26 protein-coding genes, 1 tRNA gene and 1 pseudogene are annotated in these 20844 nt (G+C 72.0%); 19 read left to right on the forward strand and 9 right to left on the reverse strand.

Annotated features, from left to right (window positions below; all coding sequences use genetic code 11):
- Nucleotides 1-108 precede the first annotated feature (108 nt).
- Both AB0G17_RS09385 and AB0G17_RS09390 read right to left on the reverse strand, forming a co-directional pair.
- The gene (locus AB0G17_RS09385; RefSeq protein ID WP_361378091.1) at nt 109-1236 is read right to left on the reverse strand and encodes an AI-2E family transporter; all 1128 of its coding nucleotides are present in this window, start codon (nt 1234-1236) and stop codon (nt 109-111) included.
- A gap of 24 nt (nt 1237-1260) precedes the next feature.
- The gene (locus AB0G17_RS09390; RefSeq protein WP_361378094.1) at nt 1261-1803 is read right to left on the reverse strand and encodes a type 1 glutamine amidotransferase domain-containing protein; all 543 of its coding nucleotides are present in this window, start codon (nt 1801-1803) and stop codon (nt 1261-1263) included.
- A 416-nt stretch (nt 1804-2219) separates the two neighbouring features.
- On the opposite strand from AB0G17_RS09390, the gene AB0G17_RS09395 reads away from it, so the two are divergent.
- The 7 genes and pseudogenes from AB0G17_RS09395 to AB0G17_RS09425 form a co-directional block, all read left to right on the forward strand.
- Nucleotides 2220-2396 carry a hypothetical protein gene (locus tag AB0G17_RS09395; protein WP_361378097.1) on the forward strand — a complete coding sequence of 59 codons (177 nt, stop codon included), beginning with the start codon at nt 2220-2222 and terminating at the stop codon, nt 2394-2396.
- On the forward strand, nt 2393-2854 hold the full coding sequence (locus AB0G17_RS09400) for an MrpF/PhaF family protein (protein WP_361378100.1): 462 nt from the start codon (nt 2393-2395) through the stop codon (nt 2852-2854). Before AB0G17_RS09395 ends, AB0G17_RS09400 begins: the two co-directional genes overlap by 4 nt.
- Nucleotides 2847-3107, forward strand: coding sequence for a DUF4040 domain-containing protein (locus AB0G17_RS09405; protein WP_361378103.1), 261 nt, complete (start codon nt 2847-2849; stop codon nt 3105-3107). Before AB0G17_RS09400 ends, AB0G17_RS09405 begins: the two co-directional genes overlap by 8 nt.
- A complete protein-coding gene (gene mbhE, locus AB0G17_RS09410) occupies nt 3104-3862 on the forward strand; it encodes a hydrogen gas-evolving membrane-bound hydrogenase subunit E (RefSeq protein WP_361378106.1) in 759 nt (252 codons plus the stop codon). The genes AB0G17_RS09405 and mbhE overlap by 4 nt, the downstream gene beginning before the upstream one ends.
- Before the next feature lie 22 nt (nt 3863-3884).
- Nucleotides 3885-4232, forward strand: a complete 348-nt coding sequence (locus AB0G17_RS09415) for a sodium:proton antiporter (RefSeq protein WP_361378109.1) — start codon at nt 3885-3887, stop codon at nt 4230-4232.
- Nucleotides 4229-5977 carry a complex I subunit 5 family protein gene (locus AB0G17_RS09420; protein WP_361378112.1) on the forward strand — a complete coding sequence of 583 codons (1749 nt, stop codon included), beginning with the start codon at nt 4229-4231 and terminating at the stop codon, nt 5975-5977. The genes AB0G17_RS09415 and AB0G17_RS09420 overlap by 4 nt, the downstream gene beginning before the upstream one ends.
- Before the next feature lie 6 nt (nt 5978-5983).
- Nucleotides 5984-6178: pseudogene (locus AB0G17_RS09425) on the forward strand (ferredoxin); the annotation flags it as partial.
- Here AB0G17_RS09425 and AB0G17_RS09430 read toward each other — a convergent pair.
- Entirely contained in the window at nt 6129-7094 is a 966-nt protein-coding gene (locus tag AB0G17_RS09430) for an LLM class F420-dependent oxidoreductase (RefSeq protein WP_361378115.1), read from the reverse strand. The pseudogene AB0G17_RS09425 and the gene AB0G17_RS09430 overlap by 50 nt on opposite strands.
- Before the next feature lie 133 nt (nt 7095-7227).
- Between AB0G17_RS09430 and AB0G17_RS09435 the strand changes: the two genes are divergently transcribed.
- Nucleotides 7228-7467 (forward strand): hypothetical protein, encoded by a 240-nt coding sequence (locus tag AB0G17_RS09435; protein ID WP_361378118.1) that lies wholly within the window; start codon nt 7228-7230, stop codon nt 7465-7467.
- Between the two features lie 149 nt (nt 7468-7616).
- The gene (locus AB0G17_RS09440; RefSeq protein ID WP_361378121.1) at nt 7617-8876 is read left to right on the forward strand and encodes an MFS transporter; all 1260 of its coding nucleotides are present in this window, start codon (nt 7617-7619) and stop codon (nt 8874-8876) included.
- Here AB0G17_RS09440 and AB0G17_RS09445 read toward each other — a convergent pair.
- Nucleotides 8864-9460 (reverse strand): TetR/AcrR family transcriptional regulator, encoded by a 597-nt coding sequence (locus tag AB0G17_RS09445; RefSeq protein WP_361378123.1) that lies wholly within the window; start codon nt 9458-9460, stop codon nt 8864-8866. The two genes, AB0G17_RS09440 and AB0G17_RS09445, sit on opposite strands and share 13 nt — an antisense overlap.
- Nucleotides 9461-9640: 180 nt before the next feature.
- Here AB0G17_RS09445 and AB0G17_RS09450 point away from each other — a divergent pair, with 180 nt between their 5' ends.
- A complete protein-coding gene (locus AB0G17_RS09450) occupies nt 9641-9817 on the forward strand; it encodes a hypothetical protein (protein ID WP_361378125.1) in 177 nt (58 codons plus the stop codon).
- A 17-nt stretch (nt 9818-9834) separates the two neighbouring features.
- Nucleotides 9835-10599 carry an alpha/beta hydrolase gene (locus tag AB0G17_RS09455; protein WP_361378127.1) on the forward strand — a complete coding sequence of 255 codons (765 nt, stop codon included), beginning with the start codon at nt 9835-9837 and terminating at the stop codon, nt 10597-10599.
- A gap of 67 nt (nt 10600-10666) precedes the next feature.
- Here AB0G17_RS09455 and AB0G17_RS09460 read toward each other — a convergent pair whose 3' ends face one another.
- Both AB0G17_RS09460 and AB0G17_RS09465 read right to left on the reverse strand, forming a co-directional pair.
- The gene (locus AB0G17_RS09460) at nt 10667-11140 is read right to left on the reverse strand and encodes a GNAT family N-acetyltransferase (RefSeq protein WP_361378129.1); all 474 of its coding nucleotides are present in this window, start codon (nt 11138-11140) and stop codon (nt 10667-10669) included.
- A gap of 176 nt (nt 11141-11316) precedes the next feature.
- Nucleotides 11317-11580 carry a UBP-type zinc finger domain-containing protein gene (locus AB0G17_RS09465; protein ID WP_361378131.1) on the reverse strand — a complete coding sequence of 88 codons (264 nt, stop codon included), beginning with the start codon at nt 11578-11580 and terminating at the stop codon, nt 11317-11319.
- Between the two features lie 137 nt (nt 11581-11717).
- On the opposite strand from AB0G17_RS09465, the gene AB0G17_RS09470 reads away from it, so the two are divergent.
- Nucleotides 11718-11990: a DUF1876 domain-containing protein gene (locus AB0G17_RS09470; protein ID WP_361378134.1), complete on the forward strand. Its 273-nt coding sequence runs from the start codon at nt 11718-11720 to the stop codon at nt 11988-11990.
- Between the two features lie 248 nt (nt 11991-12238).
- The gene (locus AB0G17_RS09475) at nt 12239-12976 is read left to right on the forward strand and encodes a class I SAM-dependent methyltransferase (protein ID WP_361378137.1); all 738 of its coding nucleotides are present in this window, start codon (nt 12239-12241) and stop codon (nt 12974-12976) included.
- A 119-nt stretch (nt 12977-13095) separates the two neighbouring features.
- Here the strand turns inward: AB0G17_RS09475 and AB0G17_RS09480 are convergent, their stop codons facing one another.
- Nucleotides 13096-13458 carry a cupin domain-containing protein gene (locus AB0G17_RS09480; RefSeq protein ID WP_361378140.1) on the reverse strand — a complete coding sequence of 121 codons (363 nt, stop codon included), beginning with the start codon at nt 13456-13458 and terminating at the stop codon, nt 13096-13098.
- A 348-nt stretch (nt 13459-13806) separates the two neighbouring features.
- Between AB0G17_RS09480 and AB0G17_RS09485 the strand changes: the two genes are divergently transcribed.
- From AB0G17_RS09485 to AB0G17_RS09500, 4 genes are all read left to right on the forward strand, one after another.
- Nucleotides 13807-15330 (forward strand): chitinase, encoded by a 1524-nt coding sequence (locus AB0G17_RS09485; RefSeq protein ID WP_361378143.1) that lies wholly within the window; start codon nt 13807-13809, stop codon nt 15328-15330.
- A gap of 224 nt (nt 15331-15554) precedes the next feature.
- A complete protein-coding gene (gene gcvH / locus AB0G17_RS09490; protein ID WP_361378146.1) occupies nt 15555-15938 on the forward strand; it encodes a glycine cleavage system protein GcvH in 384 nt (127 codons plus the stop codon).
- 56 nt (nt 15939-15994) lie between these two features.
- Nucleotides 15995-16939 carry an ADP-ribosylglycohydrolase family protein gene (locus tag AB0G17_RS09495; protein WP_361378149.1) on the forward strand — a complete coding sequence of 315 codons (945 nt, stop codon included), beginning with the start codon at nt 15995-15997 and terminating at the stop codon, nt 16937-16939.
- 116 nt (nt 16940-17055) lie between these two features.
- Nucleotides 17056-17604, forward strand: coding sequence for a CchlQ (locus tag AB0G17_RS09500; RefSeq protein WP_361378152.1), 549 nt, complete (start codon nt 17056-17058; stop codon nt 17602-17604).
- A gap of 54 nt (nt 17605-17658) precedes the next feature.
- Here the strand turns inward: AB0G17_RS09500 and AB0G17_RS09505 are convergent, their stop codons facing one another.
- The gene (locus AB0G17_RS09505) at nt 17659-17847 is read right to left on the reverse strand and encodes an antitoxin (protein ID WP_361378155.1); all 189 of its coding nucleotides are present in this window, start codon (nt 17845-17847) and stop codon (nt 17659-17661) included.
- A 104-nt stretch (nt 17848-17951) separates the two neighbouring features.
- Nucleotides 17952-18566 carry a phosphoribosylanthranilate isomerase gene (locus tag AB0G17_RS09510; protein ID WP_361378158.1) on the reverse strand — a complete coding sequence of 205 codons (615 nt, stop codon included), beginning with the start codon at nt 18564-18566 and terminating at the stop codon, nt 17952-17954.
- A gap of 159 nt (nt 18567-18725) precedes the next feature.
- On the opposite strand from AB0G17_RS09510, the gene AB0G17_RS09515 reads away from it, so the two are divergent.
- Both AB0G17_RS09515 and AB0G17_RS09520 read left to right on the forward strand, forming a co-directional pair.
- The gene (locus AB0G17_RS09515; protein WP_361378161.1) at nt 18726-20615 is read left to right on the forward strand and encodes an alpha-L-fucosidase; all 1890 of its coding nucleotides are present in this window, start codon (nt 18726-18728) and stop codon (nt 20613-20615) included.
- Nucleotides 20616-20749: 134 nt separating this feature from the next.
- Nucleotides 20750-20823, forward strand: a tRNA-Met gene (locus AB0G17_RS09520).
- The last annotated feature ends 21 nt before the right edge of the window (nt 20824-20844 follow it).

Consider the following 20844-nt stretch of genomic DNA (forward strand, 5'->3'; position numbering starts at 1 on the left):
GCGTGAACGCGTGACCTGCCGCAGGCGAACACCGCAACCTGAAACAGGAGACGCCTCACGTGGCGACCCACGACCTCAAAACCAGGTCACTAGGGGTCGCGCGTCACGTCAGGACGCGTCGGTCCGCGAGAAGACGTGCTCGTCCAGGACGATGCCGATGGCGACGGCGGCCGGGATGGCGACCAGGGCCCCGATGACGCCCAGCAGCGCCCCGCCGATCAGTACGCCCACGACCGTGACCAGCGGGTGGACGTCGACGGCGAACTTCATCACCCGGGGCACGATCAGATAGTCCTCGGCCAGCCGGAACCCGACGTAGAAGCCCGCGGTCGCCAGGGCGACGGGGAACGACACCGACAGGGCCACCAGGCTGACGACGAGGCCGCCGATCGTGCTGCCGACGATCGGAATGAGGTCCATCAGGGCGATGAAGACGCCGAGGGCAGCGGGGTACGGGACGCCGAGGACCGCGCACCAGACGAAGGTGGCCGCACCGGCGATCACCGAGGTGGCGATGTTGCCGAGCATGTAGCGCCCCACCCGGTTGAGGACCTCTTCGGTGACCTCCTGGGTGTGCGGGCGTTTGCTGGCCGCCACGAAGCGCAGACAGAACCGTTTGAGCCCGGGCAGGAAGGCCATCACGTACACCGTCACGACGATGACGATGGCGGCCGAGGTGACCGCGCCCACCACGAACTTCCCGGCGCCGAGCAGGCCTCCGGCGAGCCCGGCGGCCCCGCCGGAGGAGAACTGCTGCTTTGCCTTCTCCACCAGGTGGTAGCGGTCCTCGAACCGGCCCAGCGTGGAGTTGTGGTCGTGCAGGTCCCGCAGCCAGCCGGGAACGGCCTTCACCAGCGCGTTGATCTCGTCGGCGGCCGGCGGCACGACCAGCGCGAGGAACCCCGCGAACAGTGCGAGCAGCAGGACCAGGACCACCGCGACGGCCCAGCCGCGGCGCATCCGATGGCCGGTGAGCCAGACGACGACGGGTTCGAGGGCGAGCGCGAGGAACACGGCGAGCAGCAGCAGCGTGAGCAGGCTGCCGACCTCCAGCACGGTCTGCACCGTCAGCCACGCCAGCGTCGCGCCCAGGCCGAGCGAGAAGCCGACGGCGAACCAGGACCGGCCGCCGGCGGCCTTCCGGTTCACGCCCGGCATGCCCCGGACGCGCCCGCCCGACGGCCCGGGCTCGGCGGCCGCCCGCTCCGGCTCGCGGCCCTCGCCGTCAGCTCCCACGGATGTCATCACGCACCCGCGGGCTCAGTCGGTGCCTTCTCGCAGCGTCCGCAGGACCGTGTCACAGAAGGCCTTGAGGTCGTCCGGCTTGCGGCTGGTGACGAGGGTGTTGGGGCCGTCGGTGCAGACCTGCACCGGCTCGTCCACCCATGTGCCGCCCGCGTTGGTGATGTCGGTCCGCAGGCTCGGCCACGAGGTCAGGGTGCGCCCGCTCAGCACGCCGGCCTCCACCAGCGTCCAGGGCGCGTGGCAGATGGCCGCCACCGGTTTGCCCTGGGTGAAGAAGGCCTTCACGAAGGCCACGGCGTCCTCGTCCATGCGCAGCGCGTCGGGGTTGGCGACGCCGCCGGGCAGGACCAGTGCGGCGAAGTCGTCCGGCTGGGCGGAGCCGGTCGTCAGGTCGACGGGAAACGTGTCGGCCTTGTCCAGGTGATCGAAGGCCTGGATGCTTCCGGAGTCGGTGGACACCAGTTTGGCGGTGTGGCCGGCCCCGGTGACCGCCTCCCACGGCTCGGTCAGCTCCACCTGTTCGACGCCCTCCGGCGCCACGAGAAATGCCACCTGCATGGCGTGCGCTCCCTTCCCATCGCACCGCGTGCGGATGCGGCCCCGGCCGTCTGCCGTCTCTTGACCGAGCATCTCCGACCGCCGGGCATCCGGCCACATGGACCGCACGGCGCACGGGCCGCGGCGCTGCCCGCCCCGGCCCCGGATATGTCGTGCAGGCGGGTGCCCCTCCCGGTCCTCGCGAAACAGTGGCCCCGCCGTCCGGGGGATTGTCCGGCGGGCCGCCGGGTACCCGCTCGCCCGGAGGAGCCCGGGAGGAGCCCGGGAGGAGGCCGGGAGGAGCCCCGGACGGCCGTGCGCGCGCCGTCGGCGGCCCGCCTGGCCCGGGTGCTTTCATGAGCGCACTCCATGCGACGCGGGCACGCCCGATCCGGGCGCGCCCATCGATTCCTGACAGCGGTCGAGGTGATGTACGGATGGGTCGAGCGGCGGCCGTGACCGCCGAACTCCTCGCGTGGTGGTTCCTGCTGATGGCCGCATGGCTGGTGTTCATCAGTACGGTCGACGCCCTGGAGGGGTTCGTCGGGGCGGTGTGCGCTCTTGTGGGGGCGTGTGCCGCCTGCGCGGCCCGGCGGGCGATGAGCGACCGGTGAACGGGTGGCTGTGGACCGCGACCGTACTGCTCGCGGCGGGTTTCGGGCCGGTCGTGTGGGGCGTCGCGACCGGGCCGGTGGGGCGCCGGGTGGTCGCCCAGAACTTCGGTACGTCAGCCGTCTGTCTGGTCATGCTGCTGCTCGCCCAGGGCTACCAGCGGCCCTCGTACACCGATCTCGCCCTGGTGCTCGCCGTGCTCGGCCCGGTCGGCACGCTGGTCTACGCACGGCTGCTCGCGGACGACCTCTCCCCCACTCCCCCGCACACCAACGCGCTGACCGCGGCGGCCGCCCTCGCCACCACGGCGGTGGTCGTGGCGGTGTGCGCGGCCGCGGGACCGGGCCGGGCCCTGGTGAAACTGCTGGTGACCGGGGCGCTGCTGGTCGCCGGGAACGTCATCGCGTCCCGGGCGGTGTCGGGCGGCTACCAGGACACGGAGGCGACCTCCCATGGCTGATGTGCTCACCGTCCTCGCCCTGCTCCTCGTCGCCGTGGCGGCGACCGCGGCGGTGGCGGTCCGCGACCCGGCCCGCCAGGCGCTGGTGCTCGCGGTGCTCGGGCTCGCGCTGGCCGTCCTGTTCACGGTCTTCCAGGCACCCGACGTGGCCCTCTCGCAGCTCGCGGTGGGCTCGGCCCTCACCCCGCTGCTGATCCTGCTCTCCGTACGCAAGGTCCGGCGCCGGGGGCAGCACAGGGACGGCGGCCGGTGAGCCGACGGCTGCGGTTGTGGGTGCTGGCTGTGGGCGGCCTCGGCGTGGCCGCGCTGCTCGCGGCCGCCTGTCTGCGGCTGCCCGGCTTCGGCGGCGACGTCCACCCGTACGGAGACCGGGCGGTCAAGGCGTCCCTCGCCCGCCACACCTCCAACGCCATCGCCTCCGTCAACTTCGACCAGCGGGCCTTCGACACCCTGGGCGAGGAGACCATCCTGTTCGCCGCGGTGCTCGGCACCGTCGTCCTGCTGCGCCAGACGCGTGACGAGCGCCAGGTGCGCCCCGCCCCCGAGAAGGTCGCCACCCCCGTCCGGCGCTATGCGCTGATCATGCTGCCGGTCGCGCTGCTGACCGGTCTGTACGTCATCGCGCACGGGCAGCTCAGCCCCGGCGGCGGCTTCCAGGGCGGCGTGGTCGTGGCGACCGCACTGCACCTGCTCTACATCGGGGCGGACTACCGCGCCCTGGAGCGGATCCGGCCGGTCGGCCTGTACGAGGTCGGGGACGCGGCGGGCGAGGCGGCGTATCTGATCCTCGGTGTCGCGGGACTCGTCGGCGGGTCGGCGTTCCTCGCCAACACCCTGCTGCCGTACGGCACGTTCAACACCCTGGCGTCGGGCGGGACCGTACCGCTGCTGAACGCGGCGGTCGGCATGGAGGTGGGCTGTGCGGTGGTGGTGCTGCTCGCCCGCTTCCTCGACCAGGCCGTGGAGATCGAGAAGAACACGGGAACCGGGAAGGACCGAGACGCATGAACGGGGGCGCGAGCGCGCGGTGATGTCCGTACTGCCGTATCTGGTCGCCGGCTGGATCTTCCTGGCGGGCTGCTACGGCCTCGCCACCAGCCGCCATCTGGTCCACGCGGTGGGCTGTCTGGCGGTCTGCCAGTCCTCCACCTACGTCCTGCTGCTCGCCGTGGGCTACCGGGACGGCGCGACGGCCCCGGTCCACTCCGACCTGGCCCCGGGCTCGCGGCCGGTCGTCGACCCCGTCGTGCAGGCCCTGGCCCTCACCGACGTCGTGGTCGGGGCGACGGTGACCGCGCTGCTGCTCGCGCTGGTGATGCAGGTGGCCAAGCGGCACGGCACGGTGGATCCCGACGAGCTCTCCGAGCTGCGCGGATGAACCACCTGCTGCCGCTGGTCGTGGCCCTGCCGCTGCTCGGTGCCGCCACCCTGGTGGCCGCCGGGCGCAGGCTGCCGCGGATCGCCGCCGAGACGATCGGCGCCTGCACCGCGACGGCCACGGCCGTCCTCGCCGTCGTCCTCCTCGTCCACTCCTCGCCGGACGCCGAGGAGTGGGTCGGCGGCTGGCGCCCGAAGGACGGGGCGAGCGTCGGCATCGTCCTGGTCGGGGACGGCCCCGGAACCGGGCTCGCCGCCCTGGTCTCCGTCCTCGTCGTCGCCGTGCTCGTCTACTCCTGGCACTACTTCGACGAGCCACCGCGGCGCCACGCGGGCTCCTTCCCCGCGCTGGTCCTGCTCTTCCAGGCGGGCATGTGCGGCTTCGCGCTCACCGGCGACCTCTTCAACGCCTTCGTCTTCTTCGAGCTGATGAGCGTGGTGGCGTACGCGCTGACCGGCTACCGCGTCGAGGAGGCGAGGGCCGTCCAGGGCGCGCTCACCTTCGGCGTGGTCAACTCGCTGGGCGCGTACGCCACGCTGACCGGCATCGTGCTGCTCTACGCCCGCACCGGCGAGCTCGGCATGCGCCAGATCGGGGCGCGGCTGGACGCGCACGGCGGGCCGGACGCACTGACCCTGGGCGCCTTCGCCCTCGTCCTGACCGGCCTGCTGGTGAAGGCGGCCGCGGCGCCCTTCCACTTCTGGCTGCCCGACGCGCACGCGGTCGCGCCGACGCCGGTGTGCATGCTGCTGTCCGGCGTCATGGTGGAGCTGGGGGTGTACGGCACCTGGCGGGTGTACACCACCGTCTTCGCGGGGCCGGGCGGGCTGCCCGCCCCGGACGCCGAGCGCGCCCTGGTGGTGCTCGGCACGCTGACCGCGCTGGTCGGCGCCCTGATGTGCTGGCAGCAGCGCCACATCAAGCGCCTGCTCGCCTACTCGACCGTCGCCCACACCGGGCTCTTCCTCATCGGCATCGGTCTGCTGCGGCCGGAGGCGAGCGGCGGTGTGGCGCTGTACGTCCTGGGCCACGCGGGCGCGAAGGCGGCCCTGTTCGCCTGCACCGGGATCCTGCTGGACCGCTACGGCAGTGTCGACGAACACGAACTGCACGGCCGCGCCCGGCAGGTGCCGGTCGTGGCGGCCCTGTTCACGGTGGGGGCGCTGGCCCTGGCGGGGCTGCCGCCGTTCGGTACGGGACTGGGCAAGTCGGTCGCTGAGGAGGCGGCGGGCGGCGGCTTCACCGTGCTGTTCGTCGCCGTGTCGGCCATCACCGCGGGCGCCGTGCTCCGGGTGGCTGCCCGGGTGTTCCTCGGCCTCGGGCCCCGGCCCCTGAGCGACCCGGCGCACGAGGCGAGCGGCGAGAGCGAGGAGCCGGAGACCGAGGGCCGGCTCGGCCGGGTGCCCGCCACCATGATCGGAGTGCCCGCGGTGCTGCTCGCCGGGTCGCTGGCGACGGGTCTGGTGCCGGGTCTGGCGGAGGCGACGGGCCGGGCGTTCGGCGTGGATGCGCACCACGCGCCGCACTGGACCCCGCCGGGGGTGCTGCTCGGCCTCGCCGCGGCGGTGCTGGCGGTGGGCCTCGCCGCGGCGGCCGTACGCGGCCCGGCGCGCCGGGAACCGTACGGCTGGACGCAGCCGCTGCGGCGGCTCCACTCCGGCCACATCGGCGACTACGTCGCCTGGCTGCTGGCGGGCACCGCCCTGCTCGGCGCCCTCGCACTGCCCGGCATCCTCACCGGCTGACCACGGGACGACGGGGCCGGCGGAGACAGCGCGTTCTTCCTGCTGCTCGACGAGCCCGAGGGGTACGGGCTGCCACCGGCAGCGGTCGTCACCGCGCCCGATCTTCCCATGATGTGGAAACACGCGGGCCCGGCTCGACGCCGAGGTGGCGTCACAGCTCGCGCAGGGCGGGCAGGAGCTTCGTCTCGGCCCACTGGATGAAGGGGAGTTGGTGCTCGCCGCCGATCTGGACGAGGGCGACCTCGGCGAAGCCCGCCTCGACGAACGGCCGTACGGCGTCGACGAAGGCGGAGACGTCGTCGCCGCACGGGATGGCCTCGGCCACGTCCTGCGGCGTGACGAACTGGGTGGCGCCTTCGAAGCCGGAGGGCCCGGGCAGCTCCGAGTTCACCGGCCAGCCGCCGCCGAACCAGCGGAACTGGTCGTGGGCGCGGGCGATCGCCGCGTCCCGGTCGGTGTCGTAGCAGACCGGCAACTGACCCACGCGGGGCTTTCCGCCGCCGCCGTGCCGGTCGAAGGACTCGATCAGCTCCGCCTTGGGCTCGGTGGCGATGACGAGGTCGGCGGAGCGGCCCGCCAGCGCGCAGGAGCGCTCGCCGGAGACGGCGATCCCGATGGGCGGCAGCTCGTCCGGCAGGTCCCACAGCCGTGCGTTCGCCACGTCGAAGTGGGCACCCTGATGGTTGACGTTGCCGCCTTCGAAGAGGGCGCGGATGATGTCGACGGCCTCGTCCAGCATCTCCAGGCGGATCTGCGGGGAGGGCCATCCGGCGCCCACCACGTGCTCGTTGAGGTTCTCGCCGGAGCCCAGGCCCAGCCGGAACCGGCCCTGGGACAGCAGCTGCATCGTCGCCGCCTTCTGCGCGACGACGACGGGGTGGTAGCGGACCGTCGGGCAGGTCACGTATGTCATCAGCGGAATCCGCGTGGTGGCCTGCGCGGCCGCGCCCAGCACGCTCCACGCGTAGGAGGCGTGTCCTTGGGACTCCAGCCAGGGGAAGTAGTGGTCTGAGGTGACGGAGAAGTCGAAGCCCGCGCGCTCCGCGGCGACCAGGTCGGAGACGAGGGCGCGGGGGCCCGTCTGCTCGGTCATCATCGTGTAGCCGATTTGCACCATATTCCACGTTTACCTGGCTGCTCGAATCGAAAACATCCCTCTCGTCGCCCACCCTCCTGAAGCAACGCGATGTTTTCGACGCGTTTCTCTGGCTACGCGGTCCCACAGACCCGTCCGCCCTTGAGGAGTCGTCGTGGTCATCGTGGCCGTGCTCATCCCGCCCCTGATGCTGGGTGCGCTGCTCGTCCTGGCGCGCTATGAGGAACGCATGTTCGGCGACTCGGGGGTGGACCGCCGGACGGCGAGAAAGCGCGGCCGCCATCTGCACGCGGTACCGAAGGACGCGGCCCCGAGCCCGCAGCCACGGCCAACGTCCGATCCCGAGCGCGCACCGGCCGCCCGGCACCGCCGCAAGTCCCGGTTCGCGGCATGAACCGGCATGAGCCACTGTGAGCATGAGCCACCGTGAGCCGGCATGAGCGACCATGAGTCACCGGCGCCCCGGCGGGTTGCGAATGGCCCACTCAGACCCGCCCCGAATGGACCAGGAGGAGGGGCCACCGGGGCCATAGTGTCCAGTACATGACGACGACCAGACCGGTGTCCCCCGCAGGCCCCCGCCGCCTTCTCGCGCTGGCCCAACTCACCAACTCCGTCGGCGACGGCGCCTACCTCGTCACCTCCGCCCTGTACTTCACACGCGTCGTCGGCCTGGCCCCCGCCCGCATCGGCCTGGGGCTGACGCTCGCCTGGGCGATCGGGTCGGTGGCGGGCGTACCGCTCGGACGGCTGGCGGACCGGCGCGGGCCCCGGGGGACGGCGGTGCTGCTGGCCCTGACGACCGGCGCGGCGGTCGCGTCGTTCCTGGTCGTACGCTCCTTCGTACCGTTCCTCCTGGCCGCCTGCCTCTACGCCACGGCCCAGTCGGGGCTGGCGGCGGCCCGGCAGTCGCTCCTCGCCGGGCTGGTGGACGAGGCGGAGCGGACGGCGACGCTGGCCCGCCTCCAGGCCACGCTCAACGCGGGGCTCGCCGTGGGCGCCGCGCTCGGCGGCGTGGCCCTGCGCTCCGGCACGACCGGCGCGTACCTCATGGTCTTCGCCGTGGACGCGGCGAGCTTCCTGGTGTGCGCGCTGCTGCTTGCACGGCTCCCCCGGGTGGCGCCCGCCCCCTCGACCACCGGCGAGCGCGGCGGCCCGTCGGTCCTCAAGGACCGCCCGTACGTCGTCGTCGCGCTCCTCAACACCGTACTGCTCCTGCGGATGCCGCTGCTGAGCCTGGGGATTCCGCTCTGGATCACCCAGCGCACGGCCGCCCCGGCCTGGCTGGTCTCGGCGCTGTTCGTGCTCAACACCGGTGCGGTGATGCTCTTTCAGGTCCGAACGGCCCGCAGCGTCAGGGGACTTGAGAGTGCCGTACGGGCGGTGCGCCGCTCCGGCGCGGTGATGCTGGCGGCCTGCGCGGTCTTCGCCCTCTCGGCCGTGGGCAGCCGACCGTGGGTGGCAGCCGCGGCGCTCGTCGCCGGATCGGTGCTCCTGGTGGCCGCGGAGATGCTGCACTCGGCGGGCTCCTGGCAGATCGGCTTCGACCTGGCACCGGCCGACCGGATCGGCGAGTACCAGGGCTTGTTCGGCACCGGCGTCACCGTCGCCCGCACCCTGGGCCCGCTCCTGCTGACCGCGCTCCTGGTGGACTGGGGCAGCCCGGGATGGCTGGTGCTCGGCGGGATGATCCTTCTGGCCTCGTACGCGATGGGGCCCGCGGCGCTCAGGGGCGCGCGCCGGACGGCGCCCGCCGTCCCGGCCCCGGCGGCCACGCCGGTCCCCTCCGGTCAGTCCGGCTGAAGCGAGCGCCAGACCCGGTCGGGCAGGATCCGGTAGGCCTGGGCGAGATCGATGTCGTACGTACTGGACAGCCAGCGGCGTGCGGTTTCGGCCGGGGGCCCGAGGATGAGGACGTCGATCAGCGGCGAGGGGAGCGGCGCGATCTCGCCGGCCTCGATGCGGGGCCCCAGCCAGGCGGCGATGACGGCCAGCTTGACCGCCTTGACCCGGCGGATCTCGTCCGCGTGGGCGGCGAGATAGCCGGAGTAGGCGGAGGCGTGCAGGAACAGGGCGACGTCGGGGTGTTCCTCGGTGAAGCGCAGATAGCACTGCACGAGCGCGCGGATGCCGGTGCGGGCGGTGCGGGCCCGGGTGAGCACGGCCGTCATCTCGTCGAACAGCTGCTCCATGCACCGGGTGTAGAGGGCGGCGGCGAGACCGTCGAAGCTGCCGAAGTGGTGGTAGAGGCTGCCGAGACTGACGCCGCTGGCGCGCGTGACGGCGCTGACGGTGAATCCCTGCTGGCCGGACTCCGCGAACACCCGCAGCGCGGCGGTCAGCAGCCGGTCGACGGTGGCCTCGCCGCGCTGCTGCCTAGGCGACATGACCGTACCCCGCTCGGTGCGAACCGGGCCCGCCCCGTCGACCTCGGGCGCTTCGGGCGCCCCAGGGGGCACCGATCGGGATGATGTCTGCCATGACGGCAACCCTAGCGCAGCGATCTGTAGAAAACTGTTCTAGAAATCGCCTCGTCAGAAGGCCTCTGACGCACCACACTTGCCCGTATGACTCGACGCCCGCACGGCGAACAGCCGACGACCGACGCATCCACCGAGGACGGCGTCCTGGACGACTTCTGGTGGCCCGTCGCCACGTTGCCGACGGCCGCCGACGGTACAGATGCGCAGATTCCGCCCGACTCCCTGGCGGCCGGGAAATTCGGGTGTGCGGCGAGAGTTTGATCTTCTAGTGTGGCGCGGTGACTCTTTCCCATGATGTGGCCGGAAGCGGCCCGGCTGTGCTCCTCCTTCACTCCACGGTCTGCGACCGGCGGATGTGGGACCCGCAAGTGCCCGCCCTCGTCGGCGCCGGCTACCAGGTGGTCCGCTGCGACCTGCGCGGCTTCGGCGAGACGCCCGTGCCCGACCGGCCGTACAGCAACGCGGACGACGTGATCGCCCTGCTCGACGAGCTCGGCATCGAGCGTACGGCGCTGATCGGATCGTCCGGCGGCGGCCGGGTCGCCCTGGAGATCGCGGCGCGGCGCCCGGGGCGGATCACCGCACTGGCGCTGCTCTGCACCGCGCTCGTCGGACACGAACCCGGCGCCGAACTCCGGGCGTTCGGTGACCGCGAGGACGCGCTGATCGAGGCCGGTGACATCGCCGGGGCGACCGACCTCAACGTGGAGGCCTGGGTGGGCCCGGAGGCCGACGGGGCCGCCCGGGAGAAGGTGCGCCTGATGCAACGCCACGCCTTCGACGTCCAGCTGGCCGCCGAGGAGGAGTTCGGCCAGATCAGGGTTGAGGCCGACCTCGCCGCGATCACCGCCCCCACCCTGCTCGTCTCCGGCGACCACGACTTCGCGGACTTCCGGCACATAGCCGTCCACCTCAGCGGTGTGCTCACCGACGCCCGCCACCTCGAACTCCCCTGGGCGGGCCACCTGCCCAGCCTGGAGCGCCCGGACAAGGTGAACCCCGTACTCGTGGACTTCCTGCGCGAGACGCACACGGCCGGCTGACCGGGTGGGGCCCCGGTGCCGTCCCCGGTGCGTCCCCGGTGCTGTCCTTGAGGCTGCCCCGGCGCCGTCAGACGCCCGCCGCGTAACAGCGGACGGCCACGGTCTGCCGGGGCCCCCACTCCTGCTCGACCTCGGCCAGCAGTTCCCAGCCGAGCCGTTCGTACAGCGCCGTCGCCGCGGTGTCGGAGGCCACCACGTCGAGCACCGGATGCAGACCGCGGGCCTGGGCCTCGCCGACCGCCCGGGCCAGTAGCAGCCGCCCGATCCCGTGGCCGCGCGCCTCCGGCGCGACGAACAGCCGGCTGACCACGGCGGTGGCATCGGGGCTCACCCCCGCGCGGGCACTCCACAGACCGGGGGCCACATCTCCCGTACCGCTGAGCGACAGACCGACATGACCGGCGACACGGCCGTCCAGCTCCGCCACCCAGGCCGCGAGGAGCGACGGCTGCGCGAGCCAGTCGCGGGGACGGCCGGGCCAGTTCACGGGGTACCCGTCACGCTCATGGACGGCGGCGAGCACGTCAACGCACGCGCCCACGTCGCTATCCGTTCGGGGACGGATGTACGGGGTCGGGCGGGCGACGGGGGGACGGGCGCGGGGCGGGTCGGTGTTCTCGCTGTTCACCGTGGAATGGAAGCACGGTCCGGGCCGCGCCGGCTCCTGGGACGGTCGACGGCCCGTCCTCGCGGCACGCTCGCGACGCTCTCGCGGCGTCAGACCAGGGCGTCGTGGACGAAGCACCAGCGCCAGTCCTCGCCGGGTTCGAAGGACCGCACGACGGGGTGTTCCGCGCTCGTGGCATGCGTACGGGCGTGCTGAAGCGGCGAGGAGTCACAGCAGCCGACGTGGCCGCAGGTGAGGCAGAGCCGCAGGTGGACCCAGGGGGAGCCCAGCCGCATACAGTCCTCGCAACCTTGCGGGGTCCGGGGCTCCACGTCACGGACCATGGACAGATGCGGGTCGGGCTGGGTGGTCATCGCGTCCTCCGGTGCGCCTCGTCCGTCCTCCAGCGTAGGGACGCCTGGCGGCTGCCGCACTCCGTCCCCGCCTCGCGACCGGGGCGCCGCGGGGGGACCCTGGAAGTACGAAGGGCGAGCCCTGGAGGTGATCCGTCATGACCACACTCGTCGGGTGGCATGTGGAGCTGGAGTTCTCCGAGGACGGGGACCGCACCAGCGCGGTGGGCCTGGTCAGACTCGGTGACGGCACCGAGGTGAAGGGGCACGGCTACGCCATGCGCCACCCCTCGGACCCCGAGCAGCTGCGGGTCGGTGAGGAGATCGCGGGCTCGCGGGTCCTGATGGACCTCGCGTCCCAGCTGTTGCAGAAGGCGCACATCGAGATAGACGAGGCGGCGGGACAGCAGACCCGGCCGCTGACGCGTTGACCAAGTAGGAACACGCGCACCGGAGCCGACCGGTTGTCGAGAAACCCCGGCCGACTTCCTCCGCACTGCCCCCGTACTGACCTCGTACGGGGGCTGGAGCGGCGCCGCACCCCCGTACGCGGGTGGGGCCCTTCCCATGATCGCCCAAGCCCCCCACGCGACGGCTCACACCTTCCCCCACACCCTGTCTGATCTGGTCTTTCGTCCTCGTCAAACCTACGATCACGGGACAGGGAAAGGGGGACCGGATGGACCGGAACATCCGCACCATCGACGACGTACTCAAGCTCATGGACGGCCTGTTCGCACCCGAGGCCGACCGCTGGACGATCGGTGCGGCGTCCTGGTGGGACGAGTTCTACGCGGACCACACCAAGCCGGTGCCGTTCTTCGTGGCGAAGCCGGACGAGAACCTCGTCACGTATCTCGACCGCGGGCTGATCACCCCGGGCCGGGCGCTCGATCTGGGCTGCGGGCCGGGCCGCAACGCCCTCCACCTCGCCTCGCTGGGCTTCGAGGTGGACGCCGTCGACCTCTCACCAGGAGCCATCGACTGGGCCGAGGAGCGCGCCAAGGAGGCGGGGGCCGACATCCGGTTCCACCGCGGGGACGCGTTCGCGCTCGCCGACACGGTGCTGGCCGGCCCGTACGACCTCGTCCATGACTCCGGCTGCTTCCACCATCTGCCGCCGCACCGCCGCGTCAGCTATCTCGACCTGCTCGACCGGGTGCTCGCGCCCGGCGGCCATCTCTCCCTCACCTGTTTCGCGTCCGGCGAGATGGGCTCCGAGCTCCCCGACGGCGACTTCTACCGCCAGAAGGGCCTCCACGGCGGCCTCGCCTACACCCCGGAGTCGCTGCGCTGGATCTTCTCCGACCTGACGGAGGTCGAGCTGCGCCGCATGCGCAACGAGCCGCCGGACTCCCCGCGCTTCGGCGAGCCCTTCCTGTGGACCGCGCTGTTCCGCCGCGGGACCGACTCGTAACGACCGGCAAGGCACCACGGACAGGCGGAAACCGGCCGTTCGCCCGGCGGCCACGACGCACCGCGCCCCCTCCGGATTCCTGGTGGAGGGGGCGCGCCGCGCAGGTACGTAGGGGCCGGCTACCGCTTCGCGTAGTCCGTGAACCCCATCCAGTCGACGACCACGCACGGGTCGTCGCCGAGGACCCACGCGTCGTGCCCGGGGGCGACGTTCATGTAGTCGCCGGCGCCGAAGTCCTCTTCCTGGCCGTCGTTCATAACGATCTTCATGCGTCCGGCGACGACATAGCCCGCGTGGGCGACCAGACAACTGTCGGTCTGGGCGATCGGCTTGACGTGGTCGGACCATCGCCAGCCCGGTTCGAAGGTCGCCCTGCCCACCTGCCCCCCGCCGACGTTGACCAGTTCCAGGCGCCCCTTGCCGTCCTCGAACGGACGGACCTCCTCGGGCGCTTCGAAACTCTTCCGTACGAGACCGGCCATGAGCGCTTCTCCTTGGGCGGCGGGTGGGGGTGAATGATCGACGGTCCGAACGTACCCACGGCGGTGGGGGGTGGCGAACGGTGTGGGGCGTACGGGTGACGCCCCCCGGGGGTGCGGCGCCGGGCCCGGGCCGCCTCCGCCCCCTGACATTTCCCCGGCCAGTGGTCCAGTGCGCCGCATCCCGGGTGACCAACGCCGCAGCCGTCCGCAGCCGCCCCTCCGCCGAAATTGGTCTAGTCCTGTTTTGGTCCAGTCCATTGACATGTCTCTGATCACGGCGATATCCCATACCCAACACCGCCGCGCCCCGCGGGAATTGGCGGACACCCCCTCACACCTTGGACGGACATGAGACGCATGCGTACCCTCCGCGCGGTGCTCACCGCGACCGTCACCGCCGTGGCCACGGCGGGTCTCGCCGTGCTCGGCGGCGGCTCCGCCCAGGCGGCTACCCCCCTGCCGGCCCATGTCTTCGCCCCCTACTTCGAGGCCTGGACCGGCGAGAGCCCCGCCGCGCTGGCCGCGCAGTCCGGTGCGAAGCACCTGACGATGGCGTTCATCCAGACGGCGTCCAAGGGCTCCTGCACGCCGTACTGGAACGGCAACAGCGGCATGCCGATCGCCTCGTCCACGTTCGGCAGCGACATCAAGACCATCCAGTCGCGCGGCGGGGACGTCATCCCCTCCTTCGGCGGCTACACCGCGGACACCACCGGCACCGAGATCGCCGACAGCTGCACCGACGTCGGCCAGATCGCCGCCGCGTACGAGAACGTCATCACGACGTACGACCTCTCCCGGCTCGACATGGACATCGAGGTCGACTCGCTGGACAACAGCGCGGGGATCGACCGGCGCAACAAGGCGATCAAGCAGGTCCAGGAGTGGGCCGCGGCCAACGGCCGCAAGGTCGAGATCTCGTACACCCTCCCCACCACCACCTCCGGTCTCGCCTCCAGCGGACTCGCCGTGCTGCGCAACGCGGTGAGCAACGGGGCGCGCGTCGACGTCGCCAACATCATGACGTTCGACTACTACGACAACGCCGCCCACAACATGGCCGACGACACCCAGACGGCGGCCCAGGGGCTGTACAACCAGCTCGCCCAGCTGTACCCGGGCAAGTCCCCTGCCCAGCTGTGGGGCATGATCGGGGTCACTGAGATGCCGGGCGTCGACGACTTCGGGCCCGCCGAGACGTTCAGCCTGGCCAACGCCACCCAGGTCTACAACTGGGCGGTCTCCAAGGGCATCAACACCCTCTCGTTCTGGGCGCTCCAGCGCGACAACGGCAGCTGCCCGGGCGGTGCGGCGGCGGACAACTGCTCCGGCATCCAGCAGAACACCTGGGACTTCAGCCACACCTTCGAGCCGTTCACCTCGGGTACCACCACTCCCGCCAACGACTTCTCGGTGACGGCCACGCCCGCCACCGGCTCGGTGGCGGCGGGCAGTTCGGCCACCACCACGGTGAAGACGGCGGTCACGGCGGGCCAGGCGCAGTCCGTGAACCTCGGTGTCAGCGGCGCCCCGGCCGGCGTGACGGCTTCTCTCAGCCCCACCTCGGTGACGGCGGGCGGCTCGTCCACGCTGACGGTGTCGACGACGTCGGCGGCCGTCTCGGGCACGTACACCCTCACCGTGACCGGCTCCAACGCCTCTGCCAGTCACTCGGCCACGTACACCCTGACCATCACCGGCGGCAGCGGCCACCAGTGCACCGCCACCCCGTGGAACGCCACGTCCGTCTACACCGGCGGGATGCAGGTGTCGCACAAGGGCCACAACTGGAAGGCCAAGTGGTGGACGCAGGGCGAGGAGCCCGGCACCACCGGCCAGTGGGGCGTCTGGCAGGACCTCGGGGCCTGCTGAGCACAGCGCGCGTGACGGGTCGGTGTCCGGCACGGCGTTCCCCTCCGCGCCGGACACCACCGCGTGGGGCCTGGGGCCCTGGGCCAACACACCCCACGCCGGGGCGCCGCCCAGCGGTGTCTCAAAACCGTCTCCCACCGGCCGCCGGGCGGGCAAGCTTCTCCAGTGATCGTCCGCCGTGGACGGTACGCCCGTGTGCCGCGTGTGCCGAATGGAGCCCGAGCATGTCGAACATTCCCGCCGACCTGCGTTACACCCTGTTCCACCAGTGGGTCCGAGACGAGGGGGACGGCGTGCTCGCGGTGGGCCTCACCGACTACGCGCGACAGGCCCTGGGCGACATCGAGTTCCTGGAACTGCCCGACGCGGGAAGGACGGTGTCCCGCAAGGAGGCCGTCGGCACGGTCGAGTCGGTGAAGGCGGCGAACGACATCTACGCGCCGCTCGCCGGTGAGATCGTCGCCACCAACGCGGACGCCGTCGCCACCCCGCAATCGGTCAACACCGACCCGTACGGCGTCTGGCTCTTCAAACTGACCCCGGCCCAGGGCGAGCCGACGGACGACCTGCTCACGGCAGACCAGTACCAGGCGGCCACCGGGGCGTGAACGGGTCGGGGGACCCGGCGGCGCGTGGGCGCTTCCCCTGCGGCTAGCCTGCGGAAGTGAAACGCATACAGCGGACCGCGGGGACAATCGTCGGCGCGGCGGTGGGTGACGCGCTGGGCGGCCCGTTCGAGTTCAGTCTGCCGGGCACGTTCGGGGCCCGGTTCCCCGTGCCCGGCGCGGGTGGCGAGATGGCCGGGGGCGGCGGCTGGGATCCCGGTGAGGCCACGGACGACACGCAGATGGCGGTGCTGGTCGCGCAGTCGCTGCTGGAGCGCGAGGGACTCGACCTGCCGGACGTGTTCGCCCGCTTCCAGCGGTGGGCGGCGGCCGAACCCAAGGACATCGGGCTGCAGACCGAGGACGTCCTGACCAACGGCATGCCCTGGGACCTGGCCTCCGCCGTCCACTTCCAGGTCAGCCAACGCGCCGCGGGCAACGGCTCCTTGATGCGGGCGTCGACGTCCGCCGTCCACTTCGCCCGCGCCGGCCGGGCGGCCACCATGGACGCCGCGCGCCGCATCGCCGCCCTCACCCACGGCGACCGTGCGGCCTGGGAGGGCACGGCGCTCTTCCACGAACTGATCCGCCTCGTCCTCGAGGGAGTCGACCCACTGGCGGCGCTCCCCGACGTCCTGGACCTCGTCCACCCCGAACACCGCCGCCGGTACGCCACGGTCCTCGCCCCCGACTGGCACCCCGACCGGGCCACCGAGTTCAACGGCGCCGTCTGGCCCTGTCTCGGCACGGCCGTCTGGGCCCTGCGTGCCACCAGCGGTTACGAGGAAGCGGTCCGCGCGGCGGTCGACTGCGGCGGCGACACCGACACCGTCGCCGCGGTCACCGGCGCACTCGCCGGCTGCCTCTACGGGCTGGACGCGATCCCGGCCCGCTGGACCGGTCCCCTCCACGTTCCCCTGCCGGGGTTCGGCGATCAGGTGCTGCGGCTGCCGGAGCTCATCGCGCTCGCGGAGCGGTTGGACGCCGCCGGGAAGCCGGGGTGAGGCTTCCCCGGGGCAGGTGGGCAGGCGGGCACCCGGGGGGTGTGCCCGCCCTGTTCTTCGCGGGCGGCCCCGCGTAGATTCCAGACCGGACGGCATGATCGCCGCGGGAGGCAGAGGTGGACTGGGGCACGCTGGTCGCGACGCTCAGCGGTGGGTCGATCGCGATTTCCGGCACGGTGCTGGCCGACTTCCTGCGCCATCGCCGTGAGGACGAGCGCGGGGTCGGGGCGCGGCGGCGTGCGGTGTATCTGGAGTTCATCACCGCGGCCGAGGCGTGCTTCGCGCGGCTGCGGCATCTCGCGCAATCGCCCGGCGAGCAGCCCGACTTGGACGCGGCCACCCGCGCGGCCGTCCGCGAGAGCGGGATCCAGGAGGTGCGCGAGCGGCTGTTCATCGAGGCCAGCACGAAGGTCGCCGGCGCCGGGCAGGGCATGTTCGAGCACCTGCGCGCGCTGCGCAAGGCGGTCGCGACCGGCGCGGGGCCCTCGTCACCCGTCTTCCACGACGCGTACCACCCCTACATCGCGGCGGTGTGGGCCTACCGGGTCGCCGTGCGCGAGGAGTTGGAAGGCCAGCCCCTCTCGCCCGCGGCCTTCGGGTGGGGCCGGTGGGACGGCAAGGACCGCTGCCCCGTGTGCCGCCAGGCGGCGGTCGTGGGAGCGTGAGCGCGGGCCGTCGGCCCCGGCAGTGCCGGGGCCGACGCCCGTACGCTGAGGGGTTCACGCCATCGGCGGTTGGTCCTGGTCCCGTCCCAGCTGGTCCTTGAGCTTGTCCTGGGCCGTGTCGACCTGGCTGCTGTACTTGCTCTGGGTCCTCTCGTCGACGAAGTCACCGGCCTTGTCGACGCCCTTGCCCGTCTGGTCCTCGTGGCCCTTGAGCATTTGCTTCAGCTTGTCCATCACGGACATGTCTCGTCCTCCTAGAACAGGCCCCCGCACCTCAGGATCACCCCTTCCCCCGCCACTCCGCATCCGGACGGGCCGCAGGGTTCCCTCAAGGCCAGTAGCGCCGATCAGGCGGACCGGCCCCGCGCCGCCGCCACGAACGCGCGGATCAGCCGATCCGACTTCACTCCGCGTTCGACCTCCACACCACTGGAGACGTCAACACCCCACGCGCCGGTGGCCTCGACCGCCTGCCGGACGTTGCCCGGGTGCAGACCTCCCGCGAGCAGCCAGCGGCCCACGGGGGCGGTGAAAGCAGGCGAGGCCCAGTTCCACGGCTTGCCCGAGCCCGGGTCGGGGGCGTCCAGCAGCAGCATGTCCTCGTCCAGCTCTCCGCAGCGGGCCTGGACCTCGGTGGCGGCGGTGGCCCGGATCAGAGTGCGGCCCGGCGCGCGCAGGGCCTGGTAGTACTCGGGTCCCTCGCCGCCGTGGAGCTGGATGGCACGGACGCCGCTCTCCTCCGTCAGCCGCCGGACCTCGTCCACCGACTGGCCCCGGAAGACGCCGACCGTGAGGACGTGGTGCGGCACCCGCCCGGCCAGCCGCCGGGCGGTTTCGGTGTCCACCGTGCGCGGGCTCGCCGCGAAGACAAAACCCACCGCGTCGGCCCCGGCCTCCACGGCCGCGTCCACATCGTGCCCGGTCCGCAGACCGCAGATCTTGACGAAGAGATCATCACTCATGCGCTCAGTCAATCAAACCCCTAGTCATCGGACCACTTGCCGCCAATTGGGCGAGGCCTGGAGGCGAGTTGACGCTACTCCGGGAGCGCTCCACGCATTGACATCCGATGTATTCGTCTCTACGTTCCCGGGCGAACCCTCACACCAGGGAGTCGCCCCATGCACACGTCGCTCCGTCGCACCCCGCTCCGTCGCGCCTTGCTCCGTCGCACCGGGCGCACAGTCGCCGGGCTCGCCGTGTTCCTCGTCTCCGCCCTGGGAGCCTCGGTCGCTCCCGCCGCCGCCTCCGGCGCGGCGGATCCGCCCGCCATCGCGGGCGCCCCCGCCCGGGCCGCGGGCCCCGGCACGGACTACGCCACCGACGACCCGTTCGCCTCCGCCCGCACCAACTGGTTCCGCCAGGACCGCTTCGGCATGTTCATCCACTTCGGGTCGTACTCGAACTGGGAGGGCGAGTACCGCCGCCCCGACGGCACCGTCTGCCGCAACGCCGAGTGGATCAAGCGGGAGTGCGGCATCCCCATGGACGCGTACGAGAAACAGGCCGCGACCTTCAACCCCGCCGACTTCGACGCCAGGGCCGTCGTCAAGGCGGCCAAGGACGCCGGAATGCGCTACATAGTGATCACGTCCAAGCACCACGAGGGCTACGCCATGTGGCCCACCAAGGTCAACTCCTGGAACCTGCGCGACCATTCGGCCTTCGACAAGAACCGCGACATCCTCGCGGAGCTCAAGCAAGCCACCACCGAGGCCGGTATCAAGCTCGGTTTCTACTACTCGATCTGGGACTGGCACGACCCGGACTTCGCCGACCCCGCGACCTTCCCCCAGTACGAGCAGCGCATGTACGCGCAGCTCAAGGAGCTCGTCGACGGCTACCACCCCGATCTGCTGTGGTTCGACGGCGAGTGGTCGACCGAGAACCCCCACAACCCGTGGACCGAGCGGGACGGCGAACGTCTGCAGTCCTATCTGCACGGCCTGAGCCCGGACCTCGTCGTCAACAACCGGGTCGGCAAGCGCCGCGTCGTCGACGGTGACTACGGCACCCCCGAGCAGGAGATCCCGGCCGCGCCCGTCGACGGCCAGCTCTGGGAGTCCTGCATGACGCTCAACGACCACTGGGGGTACGCCCGTTACGACCAGAACTGGAAGTCCAGTACGACGCTGGTGCGCAACCTCCTCGCCACCACCTCCCGCAGTGGCAACTACCTCCTGAACGTCGGCCCCGACGCACACGGCCGCATCCCGCAGCCCTCCGTCGACCGCCTGCGGCAGATGGGCGACTGGCTGCGCGCCTCCGGTCAGGGCGAGGCCGTCCACGGCGCCCGCTACGGCGGCCTGGTCGACGAGCCGGCCTGGGGGTCGGTCAGCCGCAAGGGCGACAAGCTGTACGCGGCGGTCACCCAGTGGCCGTCCGGCGGCGCGGCCCTGCATCTGAAGGCGCGTACGGCCTTCGACGTGAAGGCGGCGCGGGTGCTGGGCAGCGGGCAGCGGGTGCGGGTCACCAAGGCCGGTGACGGGTTCGACGTCAGGCCGTCGGGCGCCGCGACCAACGGCATCGCGACGGTCATCGAGCTGACCGTGGACCCCGGCCCCACCTCCCCCGCCGGGACCGGCCACGGCCTCAAGGAGGAGATCTTCGACAACGGCGATCTCGGCGGCGCCCCGAAGGTCACCCGCACCGATCCCACCGTGAACCACGCCTGGAGGTTCGCCGGTTCGCCCGACCAGTCGGTCCCGGCGGACCGGTTCAGCATCCGGTGGACCGGAACGATCGAACCGCGCCGCTCCGAGACGTACACGCTCACGACCGTCTCGGACGACATGGCGCGCGTCTGGATCGACGGCAAGCTGGTGATCGACTCCTGGTCGCCGCACGGGCCGCGCGTCGACAAGGGCGAGGTCGCCCTCACCGCGGGCAGGCGTCACACGATCAGGATCGACTACGCGGAGCAGACCGGCGAGGCCCACATGAAACTGCTGTGGTCCAGTCCGGGCCAGGACCAGCAGGTGGTCCCGGCGTCACAGCTGTACGCGGGCTGAGCCCCGCACGGGCGGCCACCGGGCGGTCGTTCCGGTGGCCGCCCCGCCGGCTCCCTCAAGAACCGGCGTGGGTGGGGTGGCGGGGGCGACTGGTCATGGGGGCGCGCGAAGTGCCGTACAGTTGGGTTCACCGACGCGGGGTGGAGCAGCTCGGTAGCTCGCTGGGCTCATAACCCAGAGGTCGCAGGTTCAAATCCTGTCCCCGCTACTGTACGAAGAGGCCCGCATC

The sequence above is a fragment of the Streptomyces sp. NPDC023838 genome (assembly GCF_040639555.1).
Taxonomy (GTDB): domain Bacteria; phylum Actinomycetota; class Actinomycetes; order Streptomycetales; family Streptomycetaceae; genus Streptomyces.